Here is a 14932-nt window from a genome sequence, read left to right on the forward strand (position 1 = left end):
TCAGACAGCGGATTGGCGGCGCGTCCGGGCAGCACGTACTGTCAACAGCAAGGCGCAGGCGAAAAAGAGAAGATCATCCATTCCGTAGACGAGATGATACCCTCCAACGGCAAACAGCGCGCTGCCGATCATCGGTCCGAACGCCATGCCCATATAGCGGAAAAAGTTGTACACGCCGATCGCTGTCGAGCGGTTCGCCTGAAAGACGTTCGTCAGCACAGTTGTTTGCACCGGGAGCGAAAGGCCTAAAAACAAGCCGAACAAGGCGATGGCCAAAACAAGCAGCGAAAGCGACCGTTGGGCTGCGATCAAGAAAAAGAAAATGGACAGCACGGTCAAGTACGATGTCGCCAAGAGGATGCGCCGCTCCGGGAAGCGTCCTTGAAGGCGCCCGCCGAGGAAGCTGCCGATGACGATCATGGACGACATCGCCAAGTACACCGTCCCTTTTTCCTGCGCCGACAGACCGTACCGATCCGTCAAGATGCTGGGCAAAAAGACGAGAAAATTATACAGCGAGTAATATTGAACAAATCCAAGCAGAACGATCGACGACCCGGCGCGGCGGCGGAGCACCGAAGCGAAGTCGGAGAGGCGAAACGGGGACGAAACGGCCGTTTCCGGTTTCGTTTCCTTCAGCAGCAGGAAATTGCCGGCACCAACTAAGCCGCCGACGGCCACAAGCGCCAAAAAGACGGTGCGAAATGGAAAATGCTCTGCCAAAAAGCCGCCGACGATCGGCCCGACGACAGGGCCAAGTGAGACCATCATTTGAAACGTCCCCATCGCCCGTCCGCGTTCTTTGCCGGTGAACAAGTCGCCGATGACCGTGGCGGCGACGACCGATCCGGCCGCGATGCCAACGGCTTGCAAGGCGCGGAAAAACAAGAGCGCATAAATGGATGTTGAGAAAAAACAGCCGAGCGAAGCGGCGATGTAGATGCCGATGCCGCCAAGCAGCACCGTCCTCCGTCCTTTCCGGTCGGTGAGCGGGCCATAGACGATTTGCATCATCGCCAGGAAGAAAGTGAAAATGGAAATCGTCAAGTTGATCCAAAACGAAGAAGTCGCAAACGCCTCCCGCACTTCTGGTAAAATAGGAGTGTAAATCGTTTGCGTAAACGGGCCGAGAAACGCGGCGAGCGACACAAGATAGACGACAAGCTGGTGCTTCATCTCTTTCCCCTTTCTTTGCCAGTCCATATGTTATGATTATACTCCTGCTTTTTTCGTTTTTGGAAACGAAATGCTTATCGAGAAAAGGTGGGGATGAGAATGGAATCATGGTTGATCCGCGATGCGAAGATGGAAGATTTGCCGCACATTGTCCGCATTTATAATGAAACGATTCCAAGCCGGATGGTGACGGCGGACTTGGAGCCGGTGTCGGTCGAAAGCCGGCGGGCGTGGTTTGAGGCCCATGACCCGCACCATCGTCCGCTTTGGGTCGTCGAGGACGACGGCGCGGTTTGCGCCTGGCTCAGCTTTCAATCGTTTTACGGCCGCCCGGCGTATCGGCATACGGCGGAGGTAAGCATTTACATCGCCGAGACGCACCGCGGCCGGGGGCTTGGGGCGAAGCTGCTCGAGCGGGCGGTCGAACGGGCGCCCGAACTTGGGATCAAGACGCTGCTGGGCTTTATTTTTGCGCATAATGAACCAAGTTTGCGGCTTTTCTCCCGCTTCGGATTTGAACGATGGGGATATTTTCCGCGCGTGGCGGAATTGGACGGGGTGGAACGCGATTTGGTCATTGTCGGCAAACGGCTTGTATAGAATGGCGTCCGATGGGGCACGGATAATCATGACAATGTCAAGGAAAGAGGGAGAATGATGAACGTCATGCCGATTCGGCTGTTTACGATCCAAGATGGGGAAGGATTTGTCGCTGATGCGTTTCAATGCCCGGTGACCGGCAATTTGATTTATAAATCGTCCGGCACGCCGTCTGTCATCGCGTACACCGATTTGACCAACGAACAAATCATGCGCCTTGAACAATACGGATTTCGGCGGCTCGATTCGGCGCCGGCGCTGATGGAAAACGGTCGAGATGGCATTGAAGAGCTATTGCCGAGGCAATGAGGGAGAGAGAAAACACACAAGATGAAAACGTTGAAGAAAAAGCCTGCCCGACGGGGACAGGCTTTTTCTTTTCGCCGGAAGGGTGGCGACAGATTCGTGCGTGAGAAAGTTCAAGGGATGAAACTGCGGCGCTGCAAGGTTTTTTCAATTTGAAAACCATTGTTGCCATGCCAGATATTCGTTCCCACACCGGCCGTTGATCATGTCAACCGGCGGATGAGCCAATAGAGCGCGGCGGCCGCCGCTAGGCCAAGCAGCGTATAAAGAACCGGATGTCCGGATCGTTCCGGCGTTTTGTTTTCCAAAGCCGGCGGGTGATCGGTCTTGGCCGTCTTTTCCTTCGTCTGCGGCCGCGTTTCCGTCCCTGCCCCCTCCCTCTCTCCAGCGGCACGCTTGCCGTACATGCCCGCTCCGGTTCGTTTCGCCTCTTCGTACGCCTTGCGGACGCGCGCTTCGTATTTGTAATCGCCATAGTCATAAAAGTCTTCGACAAGTCCAGCTTTGGCGAGGTCTTCTTGCAGCAGGCGCTTGCCGACCCACACCCAGGCGAGCAGCCGCTGGTATTTGTCAAACAGCGCGTTTCCATCGGTCTCAAGCAAAATGTTCCCTTGATGCAAGCGGGAACATGTAAACCGGCTTGCTTCTTTCCCATACGGTTCGACTTGGATTGTGCTCTCGGGCGTATCAATGAACAAAAACCGCGTCGTGTATACATGGCCGTTGACGCGGAATTTCGCTGTATCGCCGTCGATGCACTCGACCAATTCAGCCGGGTAGGTGCGGCCGAGCCGCAGCGTCAGCCGGCCGCTTTTCCCGTTGGACGCATGATTGTCTCGTGTCGTCTTTCCGTCTTTCCCGCCGAGCGCATGGCCGTCGAGGTCAATGCGGTCAGGAGTGAGGTTTCGCTTGCATCGTTCATTGCCGTTGTATTTCTGAATAAGTTGGACAAGCTCTTCTTTCGTTTTCGCCTCTTTCGCGAGCGCAGTCGGTTCATGCAGCAAGTACGTGCAGTCGCTGCCGCGGAAGTGCCCGCCCAACTCATCAAGCTCGCCAGGGTGGGCAAAAGCGGAAAACGGGAACATCAATAGGAAACAAAACAAGAATATGACCATTCGTTTCAAAAACGATCCCTCCACTCGAAAAACATTTCTTTCTCTTGAACAAGAACCGGATGTCCGCAATGGATGGGTTTCAGCACACGATCGCACGTGTTATGCCGGTTTTTGCCGTTTTTCAGCGAAAAATCAAGCCAATATGGCCGTTATCGCGCTGTTAGGCGATTTGCGTTCGTTTACGATAAAGTTTATCAAAAAAGTGGAACGATGAGGAAACATCTCGTCAATCAAGGATGTTTGAGGGGGGAGAGGATGACATGTCCAACTTGCTTTTCGATGATCAACCGTTGGTCATTTTGCCGCAACTCGCTTTGGCGATCGGGTTGAACGAAAGCATCGTCGTTCAGCAGCTGCATTATTGGCTCAAGAAAAGTGAAAATGTCCATGACGGTTTGCGGGAAAAGATCAATGCATGGGTGGACGATGCGTCCGAGGAATTAGTGTTGGAAGCATTGAAAATCGCGGTGGAAAACGGCGCCAAACGATGGGTGTACGTGGAAACGATTTTGCGCGACTGGATGGAGAAAGGGTACCGGCACCGTGGATGAAGTGCGCGCTGCGCGGTTGGCGTTTCGGGAACAGCGGATGAAGCAGCGCTCCGCCCCGCCTTCATCCGATGGCGGCAGAACAATGCGGAAACCGATCCGCACCGAGATCGTGCCAGATTGGCTGAACATGGATTACAGCAAGCCGGAAGACGACGACTTTGACGTTGAAGAGGCGCGCCGAGAGCTCGAGGAACGTCTGAAAAAATACAAAACCAACCCGGACGGATGAAGCCGAAGAGCGGAAGAGCCCGAGCAGTCCCATCTCATGACGGGAGGTGAACCGAGCGATCCCCCGTGTGCCCCAAACTTTGAGGTTCAGTCAGGTCGTTCACTAGTGCTGGCGTCCTTTCACGTTTAGATGGAGGAAGGCTTCTTTTGGGAATTTGTTCACAGGGAGATGGCGATGAGCCATCTCCCAAAATGAAAATAAAAAACCCTTGCACGGCAAGGGTTTGGCAAATGGAGCATACCGGGCTCGAACCGGTGACCTTCGCGCTGCCAGCACGACGCTCTCCCACGCTTGTCAGTTACACTGCCCAAAATCCTTGAAAAACAGCTTCGTGTTTTATTCAAGTAAAAGTATAGCAAATAGCATTTATTATGTGAATATGACAGTCAATCCAAGAAATGATTTTTATAAAAGGGTGGGGTAAAATGACGGATGGGTGTGCATTTTGTAGTTGATATTTTTCTGTTTTTTATGATAATATAAGTAGTGTCCGTAATGAAAAGTGTCATAAGAATGGGGCATTAGTTCAGTGGGAGAACGCTTCGCTGGCAGCGAAGAGGTCATCGGTTCGAATCCGATATGCTCCATATACATACTAGCAAAAGCGACAGTGATGTCGCTTTTTTTTTATTTTTTCACTTCGTTGTTAACGTATAATGTTGATTTTTAATTAACGGGCAGGAATGTGGAAGAAGGACATTGTATAAATATAGTGGAATTTATTAGTAAGTTTGGGAGGGGTACAATACATGGAGTTTTTTAAAAACGTTAAGTGGTTTTTTGAAGAACTGCATGAGGCAAATAAAGAATTTGTGTCTGGTGTAAGACAAGACGTGAAGGAATTTAGAACAGACATGAAAGATATTGTAAAAGAACATAATCCTACTATGGGTAAAGTGATTGAAGGAGCAGACAGACTTGCTCAAGCTATTGGTAACTTTATAAAGTCCAATCCTACTATCTTCGAACCAAAAAATACAATAGTGCCCGATATGAAATCTATACTTCGAGAATCAAAAGAATGGAAAGAATTAAAAAGAGATTCTGAGTTAGAGTTGGCTGACCACTTAATAGCTAAACGAAAAGGCTATACTCATCACGGTCTGTATATTGGTAACAATCAGGTAATTCATTATTCAGAAGGTGAAGTAAGGATAGATAGCTTAGAAGATTTTAAAAAAGATTGTGAAATCAGAGTTATTGATAGCGTGGCTACCTACTCTAAAGAAGAGATTATCAGTAGAGCATTTTCTAGGTTGGGTGAAAAAAGATATAATTTGGTTTTTAATAATTGTGAACATTTTGTAAACTGGTGCAGAAGTGGTGGTAAGATGACGGACAGTATATAAGGAATTTTTTGTTCAAAATAGAGCTTGGATGATACTGCATAATAAGATTAGGTGAAAGCCATTCTTTCGGGGATGGCTTTTATTTTATGTTTTAGGGGAGTGTGAGATAAAAAAGAAAAAAGGAGTTAAGTATTTTTAGAAGGTAATTTATTCGTCATAAATTTTAAAAATACTAGAAAAATATCACATTTAAGAAATATTTATTAACCTACTTCATATTTACTGCTAAACGAAGCTATTATAAAGCAAATGAGTGATTCCGTTGCTGAAGAGTATGGTGTTTTAGAGGAATTAGAAGGTTATATGAATGATGCGATTGATCACGCACTTAACTAACTTTTAAGGGAGGGATTTGAACGAAATAAGAGAGATTATCTCGGATAGTTAAGTAGTCATAAATTTAATAAACGTCTAGAAACAACTGAATTTTAAGAGTTGAATGGAAACCTAATTCATAATAATTACAACCGATTATGCGTGGTTGATTTTTAATAAGAGAGGAGGCGGTTCACCTTGAAGCCAAATCAAAAAGACTCAGTTGTTTCTACAAACACTCAGGTTCACATGACATCAGTTTATACGAGGAATAAGGGTACAAATAAGAGTGTAAAACGATCGTTTAGTCTTGTGATAAGTAATTTATTAATCAGCACTGTTTTAATGGGAGCGTTAGGCTTCAGTGGAGGTACGGTTGAGGCGGCTTCGTCTACTCAAACACCAACACAAGTAGCACAAGTGACTCAAAAATATCAAGATGATGCTACACTTTTAGCAAATGTAAATTTAGCACTAGATGTTTTAAAGAAAAACGGTTTGACTTTAGCAACATTATCATTGTTACATTCTAGTTTGAAGGATATAGAGAATAAGATAAATGCAAATCAGTTTACTTCAACCAATAATTTATATAAAACACTTGTATTAGCAGAATCAACATTATCTGGACTTTCGTATAATATTACGTTGGATGTTAGGAATGAATTTGTAGAATCGCTTACGGTTGTAAAGAGGTTAACACCAATATCGGTGTATATAGATGGAGTACCGCAGTTTTATAAGCAACAGCCGATAGAGCAAAACGGCATAGTATTCGTTCCACTTAGAGATATTTATGAAAAGTTAGGGGCGAAAGTAACATCTGACACAAAGACGAACACGGTAATCATAACTAAAGGGAATACAGTGATTAAATTACCGAGAGGGAAAGATTTTGCGTATGTAAACGGCAAATCGGTAAAGTTATCGGCAAAGATGTTTATAAAGAACGGGGTAACAATGATACCAGTTGATTTCTTGAAGGTGTCGTTAGGTTCTTCGGTAGAGTGGTTATCTGTACCGAAGGTAGTGGTGATCACGAGTAAAGCGCAGACAGTGAACGGGATAAAGGTATTGTACGGTGGTCACACATATGCTAGTAGGAATCAAAAAGAGTATGATACAGTGATGAAAATAGTAAGAGAGTATATATCAAAGGAATACGACAAGCTTGTTTTTGGCGAATCGAGGAACAAGTATTATTTAGAGTATTTAGATGGAGCTAGATTTAATGGTGACAAGAGAGACCGTTCAGAGCGAAATGTAGGATTGTATTTAGCACAAGGCAGTATAGGAGAATTAGTTAGTGCAGGTGTAAGTAAAGAAGGGGTAATCAGGGCATGGAAGACTGGATTTTTAGCAGGTACATTAGCAAGCGGTACAGTTGACCCAGGCGATGGGAAACCTCGTTCAGCCTATGACAATTTAGTTCGCAGAGTAAGTGATTGTGATGCACATGCGCAAGTATATTCGGCAGTATGGGATGCGATGGGATATAACACATTAATTATTGCAGGTTCAGGTCATGCAGATATGTTAGTACAGATTGAGGGACATTGGTTCAAACCGGGCGCAGGTTCTTTCCTGCGTGTAGACCTCAATGGTTCTTTAAAGAAAGGTGCTAAGATAATTTTTCAACCCACATATGGTCAAATAAAGTAAAGTAATCCAAGTATGAGGTTCGATGCATCAAAACATCGACCTTATATTTTTTATATTTTTCAAGACATGGGTTCGATTTTAAGACTAGTTTGGGCATCTAGTTTATTTATATACGAGTACACACTAATGAATAAAAGGGAGTGAAGAACAATTATCACTTTTACAAGCAATACAAAAAAGTTAGGAGGGATAAAAATGTTAAAAGTATCGAGTTCAGTTTTAGCATTATCATTAATATTTTCATCGGTTTCGACAGCGGCTTTAGCGAATAGCGATTCGGTTGTTACGGTGCAAGAAAACCAAGCAACTGAGCAACAGCGAACAGAGTCAGTGACAGTTGAATCTTCAGGAGTATCGACAACATCGGAAGTAAATAATCAGATTATATCGGATCAGTCAGCATCTAATGGTTTAGAAGGGGGACAGGATGCAGTTAATTCTCAAGAAGGAAATCAGCAAGTCACACCTCAGAAAGAAAATCAGCAGCCTCAACCAGAGGATCAACAAGTTACACCTCAACAAGAGAATCAACAATCTCAACCAGAAAATCAGCAAGTTACTTCTCAACCAAAGGATGAACAAGTTAAAGATCAAGTAGTAACGGACAAGTCAGGAAGAGTTGTAAAAGATGGGCTGTATGTAGACATTTACTACACACCAGAGCAATCCGAGAGCACATATATTCCAGAGTTCACATTAGAGCTTTGGTCTGTAAAGGAGAATAAATTAATTGGTACAGCGATAGCCAACAGTAAGAATTATGATCGTGAGTCAGGTGTATATCACTTAATGTTTAATCATAGGGGTTACAAATTAGGCGATGAGTTCGCTTTGATTCCTCGCAAGGCAGATAAGGTATTTAAGTACATCGAGTTTGTTGATGAAAAAGCATACAATGTGAAACCAAACACGTATTATAAATTCGGCATTAAGACTTTTGATTATTATGAAGGGGAGGAAGGTAAAGAGGTAGCAATAAGAGATTTAACTGGTACAAAATTAAGTCCAATTGGAGGAGCTCTTTACACCGACAATAATAAAGTAGGTTTAGCGTTAGTGGATGAGTCAGGCGCACCACTTAAGAAGTTTCATATTGAGATTAAGTTATCTGATAAGAAAGGGAGTTTGTCTTTAGTATCTGATGATAAAGGAATGGTGTGGGTTGACAGAGATAAATTAACACCGAAATTTTTGGTGTCATCGGAAGACAGAGTAGTAAGGGGCGGTATAAATGGTAAAGCGTTAATCGAGTTGCCTGTATCGGCAGTGACTGGTGGGCAGACTGGAGTATTAACGTATTCGGTAGTATTTGAGCATAAAAAAGAGCTTGGGGTAATTGATCTTAAACCAGAAGTGTCAGGCAACACGGATTTAAGCAAATCGTGGGCAGAAGCAGATATTAAATTAACAAATGGGAAAACAGTGATCACACAAACGGTAAATTTGAACACGCAAAAGATTTATGGTATTCCAGATGGGACATATAAAGTAGAAGTTGTTAAATCCAAATATGCAAATGTGAAATTAAGGACTTCAACAGTTACAGTAAAGGGCGGTACGGCATCTTTAGGTATAGTATTTTCACCTAAATATGTCTTAGAGGTTGATAAAGACGGTAAAGACTACAACTTTAGTGTAATCAATGTAGATAAAATCTCGAAAAAAGCATACAAGGGTAAAAGCAGTCAAGTTTTTGCGGTAGCACCCGGTGAATCGTATATGTTAAAGGATAATGACACTGGGAAAATAACGACAGTAGCGATTGATCTAAAGTCTTTTAAGACAAAGGTTGTATTAGGTGTAGGAGTTGTGTTTGGGGGTACTGTATCAACACCTCATACAGGAGATGATATTTATATCATGCTAGTGTTATTCATGCTATCGCTAATCGGGGCTATTGGCAGTTATGTGTTTTACAGGAAAAATGGCAAAATTTCCGCACCTAAAACAAAGTTGATGAGTATTTTATTAGTTGGTGCATTATTAACATCGATTTTTTCATCTTTTGCACCATTGAGTGTAGTAGCATCGGACACTAATATCGGAGGAACACCACCTGCGAAGGGTGGAGCGACAAGTGGTACACCTGCTGGAACATTCCAGACATCGGATCGAGTAGCAGTAGTACAAGTAGGTTTTATTCCAAATAAGTTAAAGGCTAATGGTGTAGGGATATTGAATTCTGAATCGAGTAAGCAAGACCTTCAAGATCCATTTAAATTCAACTATGACCATTTGTTATTCTACATGGCACCAAACAAGGTATCAGATGGATTATTCAGAAAGACGGGCTCAGGTGTAATAACATTTGAGAATAAAGGTTCAAGTAGCAGAGTTAAGACATTATATGGTAAAAACCCTTTATATAAAGGCAGTACAGGTGGTCAAAGTCGTGAAGAGTTAATGAAAAGGACTTTATCTTATGCAGATATATCAAAAAACAGCGACAACGCATTTGTAAGTATTGTAGGTAATGCTTTATACAATATCGACCCTAAAAATCCGAATAGAACGTTAGCAGGACCAGGAATTGTAGGAGAGTCTTTCAGGGATATGTTAGAATGGTATGTTTTATCTATGGAGGGGTACGATAATGACGCATATGCTAAAGCAGCGTCAGATATGTTTAATGGTTATTTAGAGTTAATTAAAGCCAGAGGAATCTTAAAAGGTGAGCAGTATGATAAGTTTGAGCGTATGATGCGCGAAGCATACAGAAATAAAGAGGTAGTATTCTTTGCTCAAACATTAGTAGGGATCAGTGTAAAAGATAATAAGAGTCCGTTATCAAGGGATTATGCATTTATGTCGATTCATGATGCGACAGATTGGTATTTATGGGTTAGAAAAAAGGCTAGACCTACCGATAGCAAATTAAAGAAGTTATCAGCAAATAGAGAAGCAGAAGCTGTAACAAAAGGTGGAGCCAGTACGGAGGCAGATGGACTAAGGTCACCGTATAAAGAGAATGGTAATATACCGTTTACGTTCAGAACGTATGCTAGAGATAATTATGCGAGAACGTTAAAACCAATGAGTAAAAACGTACCGTTAACAGCAGATGTATCGAAGAACCCATTTGGTGGTTGGGGGTACCAACCTTGGGGTTATATTTATCTTGAAGACCACACTAAAGCACCGAAAATAGACGTGATGTTAGATGTATCGATAGTAGATAAAACAGGCGCAAGAAAAGGTGGTTTCCGGACACCAGTAAAAGGTTGGTCAGAGAGTGATAATAAGTTTCTAGGTGATTTAACTTCTGATTATTCCAAAATAATTAAAGGTAGTATGACATTTGTTTATAACGGTAAGACATATCAAATTCTTCAAGAAGAAAAAGCAAAATTCACGTTAGTAGATAAACGTGACAATGAAAATATCAATAAATCTACTTTAACAAAGGCATCTAAAGGTGAAGATGGATACATCTCATTGAATAATCCAAACACTTGGGAAATCATGCTTGGTTGGGACACACCAGAACCAGTTTATCTACACGCATATCTTGGTGGAGATGGTGATAATATCTCATCAGTAGAGAACAAATACGAAGGTGTTAAAGAGAAAGGTAAAGATGTATTTTCAAATGCGCGATTAACGTTATATGTAAAAGCAGTTGAAGATACAAACGTATCGGCATCGATTCATGATGTACCAGAGTGGAGATTATCGAAGTATTTCGAGGATATTTCGAAAAATAGTGTAGCAAAAGCGATTTTCTCATTAAAGTTACCTTCTGAGACGTTTATAAATCCTGTTTTATCTCCTACTGGTGATGTAAACTTTAGTTTAATCGATCCAGATTTAAGCAATGTGAAATGGGCTTACAGCAAGGCAAAATTATTTAATGATACAACAATTAAATATTTATCGGCTTATGACACGGTGGCAGCATTTAATTTAGCAGGTGATTTATTAGCAGTAAAAGATAACAGTTCCGTTGGCAATGTAAAATTAGCATCTTGGGTAAATCCGTATAGTTTATTTGATGGTCGGATTGGTGTAACAGATAAAGGTGTAGCAGAAAACAAACCATCGGTAGTAAAGAATTATATGTTTAAATATGGGGTAAGAAGCCCTTATGCATCTTATGGTTATAGCGAGACACGTTATAGATGGGTACCACCTACTTATGATAAAGATGGCAAAATGATTTCATCAGGTTATTATGTTCCTTATACGTGGAGTGGACAAGCAACAAGCAGTGCAAAGACAGCTGATTATGATGTGACAGTTAATTTCAGAAGACACATTCCGAAAGCTAATCAAGCACCTAAAAAGTTTAAAGATGTTGTAACTTCAGTGAATGGCAAATATACGGAAGCGAAACAAGACAAGCAAGTACTAAACATCAACCCAGAGGTTCCGATGGTATATGATGATGTTAACGGGAACACATCAGTAGCATTTGTAGCAGGAGATAAAATGAGACAAGTACAACCAGTTCACTACAATGTAGCACAATTCGTGAATGTAGACATCAAGCCTTCTGTAACCGGCATGTCGGTAGCAACAGATGCGAATGCAAAAGCTCTTGCAAGTAGGTTAGGAGCTAATGGCAAGGGTGTTCTTTATAAAGGTTCAGCAATCACTACAAACTTCCAAACAAAAGGTCAGTTAGAGTTAAAAACATTTGCATTAGATATCGGGGCAACATCGCTCAAAAACGCATGGAATCCGTCAACAACTTATTCGACTGATAAGATAAACGAAGAGTTCTTGAGTCGTTATGCAACGAAGAAATCGGATGGAACTTGGGAAGTAACACTCAATGCTGAAGGTAAGTTAAAAATCAACGGTGTTGAGTATGGTGGTAAGAAAAAAGCGATTAAGTTGAAACAGAAATCCCGTAATGTTGTAGAGCACACATTGCTTGTTCGAGGGGGTAAATTGGTAGCAGTTGACGGCAATTATGATTTAAACAGCTTGCCACAAGGTTTAAAAGAGGCACTAGCGAAAATGCATATTTCAACACCAGTCGGTCAAAACATTTTCAACACATTTGAAAATGGTACAGGTACTAAATTAACGGAGCAAAAAGTGGCAGATTTGATAAACGCGGTTCGTGGTACGAAGGATCTTGCAACAGGTAAGGGATGGTATGCGGAGGACACTTCAGTTTTGATTGTAAGAGAATATACTAATACGTTCGAGTTACCTTCATATTTATACACTGATAAAGTTCCTATGCAGGTTCCTAATTTAGAAACACCGATCAATAAAAACGAGTTCTTTAGCAAAGGATACATCGGTTACACGAAATTAACATTTAGATTAATAGATTCGTTCATGGAATACGATTCATCTCAAATTAAACCTTTTGGTGGAAAGCATGAGAAGTCTTTCGTAGTAGGTAACGTGAGTGTTCTTGACACATTTCAGTAATCAGTTTTAATAGTTGAAAAAATTACCTTTGATAGCTCAAGAATATAGTGTATATAGCGAATTTCATTGTTGATGCTATAAGTCATGCAATGCACTAGCTTGTTAAAAGTACCATAATTAAAGTTATGAAAAGATGCCGAAAACGGCATCTTTTTTCTTTATTAACTAATTATTCAGAGTTAAAGTAGAACGGAATAAATTTAATAATCTAATGGAACGAGGTGGTAAAATGGCTAAATTATCGAGGGAAGTATTAATAAAGCGTTTCCCTTGGGCAGCGGAGGTAGTTCCCGAAGTGGATGAGGGTGAGGGATATTTCTATGATTTAGACCCTTGGGATTTTAGTCAAGAACAGTTTAAGTTACTGGAACAAATGTTTGAAGAAATTGATAATTGGTTCAAACAGCGTGATTTGCCTGTAGACGTGGTAGTGTATAGAGTAGCGAATGTACTTGACAGTATTCATGTTGAGTTGTTTTCTAACGTATCAGAAGTTCATACAATAGTAAAGAAGTATAAGCAGTTTTCACGGGATTTAATAGAATAAATTTTTTGGGAGGAGGTGACGATAAAAACGTCACCTTCTTTTTGTTTGGTAGATATTTTACTGGATCTAGGAAATAAAATAGTAATTTTTAGTTCCTTATTTAATGAAAAGGTATTTGGGACATTAAAAAATCCTGTTCCTGATAAATTTTTAAAGGTTTAAAACAAATTTTAAAATTTTCATCACAAGTTCATATGAACCCTCATAAGTCATTTTAAAAATCTCTACATAAGACCAGAGAAAAAATAAATTTAACAGTTGTACTTCGAGCGAAAACATAATAAGTAGAGAAAGTCTGCTCAAAAACGAGACCAAACCAAACAACAGAACAATCAATCAAAAACACAAACTCAAATCAATTCGAGCAATCTTGAACTAAGGTCAATTTGAGCATTTTGTGTTTGTGTTGATGATAAATTTCGTTCACGCATGAGAAATGAGACTTTCATGTGTGTTTTGTTCCCACATTTTTCAACCCAAGTCATTTCGAGCGATTCCTCAACACCGACCATTTTGAGCACATTTCCGCATCGAGCAACTTCATTAAATCCCAAATAACACATCAATTCGCTCAATCCCAGACAATAGGTTCAAACCGAGCAAACCGCGCACCCTACCCATGCAGATTGTTAGATGATTAATCAATGGCATTGAGATGAGGTCATTTTAAAAGTCGGTCACAGGACTATAACATGAAGAGCAGGACATAGAAATTTGAAATGCAAGACAAAGAAAGCAGAATGCAGTACATAGCAAAAATGGTGCAAGACATAGAAAATATTCGCAACACATAGAAAAAATTTTTTAAGATATTTTTATTTTCTTCAGGTATAGAGATGAAAATCAAGACTTTTTTCAAGAGATGCCCAATGTAAGTGTTAAAACTTAAAAATCTATACGTTGGGGGTAAAAAATTATGGTAAAATGTGTAATTAACGCAAATCAAGGTAAAGGTTTAATCTTACCATCGACTTATGTGTCAAAACGTGTATCGGAAGAATTTAACAAAAATTGGGAGATAGACTTGTTATGGGGACAGAGTTCAGAAGATGGTAACTATTATTATGCTGTAAGATTCACAAGCAAGGCAAAGAACCCGAAGAACATCGTGCAATCGGTAGTGATCATGAAAGAAGATTTAGAGGACAAGCGTTTAATGCAAGACAATTTGCGGAAGCTTGGGCGTATAGGTAAAATCGAACAGAGTTATTTAGTTGCGGTAAGTTTATTTATATCCGATGTAATCGATGAAGATGGGGTACCTATCGAAGAAGTGGAAGACATGTACGAATTTAAGAAAGCAGCAAGTCCTTTACCATATTGGGTTAATATAGACGAGATTATATCAAAGATTGAGAGGGAGATAGAAAACAATGCTTGGCGATTCCCTACTAAGACGAGTGATGAATTTGACAGTGAGGACAGTTATGGTGCGATATTAGACCACAAAAAGAATTATAAAGGTTATCGCCATCCAGTAGCGATTCGAGCAGGGATATTGAGAAATTGGATTGGTGTTAAAGATGACAAGTTGTATAGAGAAATCATTGAGGAGCTTATAAAGAGAGGTGTAATCGAGGGAGATCTAGACGACATTGGTGGTAAAGACAGACCGAGATTGAGTAAGAACATCACAGTAGCAGAGAAGGTAGAGATTTCGGCATATCAGTTCAATTTCTTGCCTAGGGGGTAAT

At 41.4% G+C, this 14932-nt stretch carries 9 protein-coding genes, 1 tRNA gene and 1 pseudogene; 9 read left to right on the plus strand and 2 right to left on the minus strand.

The genetic code is table 11. From position 1 onward, the window contains the following. Positions 1-1176 (minus strand): MFS transporter, encoded by a 1176-nt coding sequence (locus tag B9L19_RS03375; protein WP_047752589.1) that lies wholly within the window; start codon positions 1174-1176, stop codon positions 1-3. A gap of 99 nt (positions 1177-1275) precedes the next feature. Between B9L19_RS03375 and B9L19_RS03380 the strand changes: the two genes are divergently transcribed. Next, positions 1276-1776, plus strand: a complete 501-nt coding sequence (locus B9L19_RS03380) for a GNAT family N-acetyltransferase (RefSeq protein WP_082131165.1) — start codon at positions 1276-1278, stop codon at positions 1774-1776. A gap of 57 nt (positions 1777-1833) precedes the next feature. Further along, positions 1834-2085 carry a hypothetical protein gene (locus tag B9L19_RS03385; protein ID WP_025950004.1) on the plus strand — a complete coding sequence of 84 codons (252 nt, stop codon included), beginning with the start codon at positions 1834-1836 and terminating at the stop codon, positions 2083-2085. 200 nt (positions 2086-2285) lie between these two features. On the opposite strand, the gene B9L19_RS03390 is transcribed toward B9L19_RS03385, so the two are convergent. Continuing rightward, a complete protein-coding gene (locus tag B9L19_RS03390; protein ID WP_047752590.1) occupies positions 2286-3206 on the minus strand; it encodes a thermonuclease family protein in 921 nt (306 codons plus the stop codon). 374 nt (positions 3207-3580) lie between these two features. On the opposite strand from B9L19_RS03390, the pseudogene B9L19_RS03400 reads away from it, so the two are divergent. The 7 genes and pseudogenes from B9L19_RS03400 to B9L19_RS03435 form a co-directional block, all read left to right on the plus strand. After that, positions 3581-3977, plus strand: a pseudogene (locus tag B9L19_RS03400) (DnaD domain-containing protein); the annotation flags it as partial. Between the two features lie 515 nt (positions 3978-4492). Then, positions 4493-4564 (plus strand) — tRNA-Ala (locus tag B9L19_RS03410). Between the two features lie 162 nt (positions 4565-4726). After that, positions 4727-5326 (plus strand): lecithin retinol acyltransferase family protein, encoded by a 600-nt coding sequence (locus B9L19_RS03415; RefSeq protein ID WP_089113830.1) that lies wholly within the window; start codon positions 4727-4729, stop codon positions 5324-5326. A 513-nt stretch (positions 5327-5839) separates the two neighbouring features. Then, entirely contained in the window at positions 5840-7303 is a 1464-nt protein-coding gene (locus tag B9L19_RS03420) for a copper amine oxidase N-terminal domain-containing protein (RefSeq protein ID WP_089113831.1), read from the plus strand. A gap of 195 nt (positions 7304-7498) precedes the next feature. Beyond that, positions 7499-12691, plus strand: a complete 5193-nt coding sequence (locus B9L19_RS03425) for a hypothetical protein (RefSeq protein ID WP_141104711.1) — start codon at positions 7499-7501, stop codon at positions 12689-12691. 229 nt (positions 12692-12920) lie between these two features. Then, entirely contained in the window at positions 12921-13238 is a 318-nt protein-coding gene (locus B9L19_RS03430) for a protein kinase family protein (RefSeq protein ID WP_089113833.1), read from the plus strand. A gap of 916 nt (positions 13239-14154) precedes the next feature. Continuing rightward, entirely contained in the window at positions 14155-14931 is a 777-nt protein-coding gene (locus B9L19_RS03435; RefSeq protein ID WP_089113834.1) for a hypothetical protein, read from the plus strand. The last annotated feature ends 1 nt before the right edge of the window (position 14932 follow it).

The organism is Geobacillus thermocatenulatus, from assembly GCF_002217655.1.
Taxonomy (GTDB): domain Bacteria; phylum Bacillota; class Bacilli; order Bacillales; family Anoxybacillaceae; genus Geobacillus; species Geobacillus thermocatenulatus.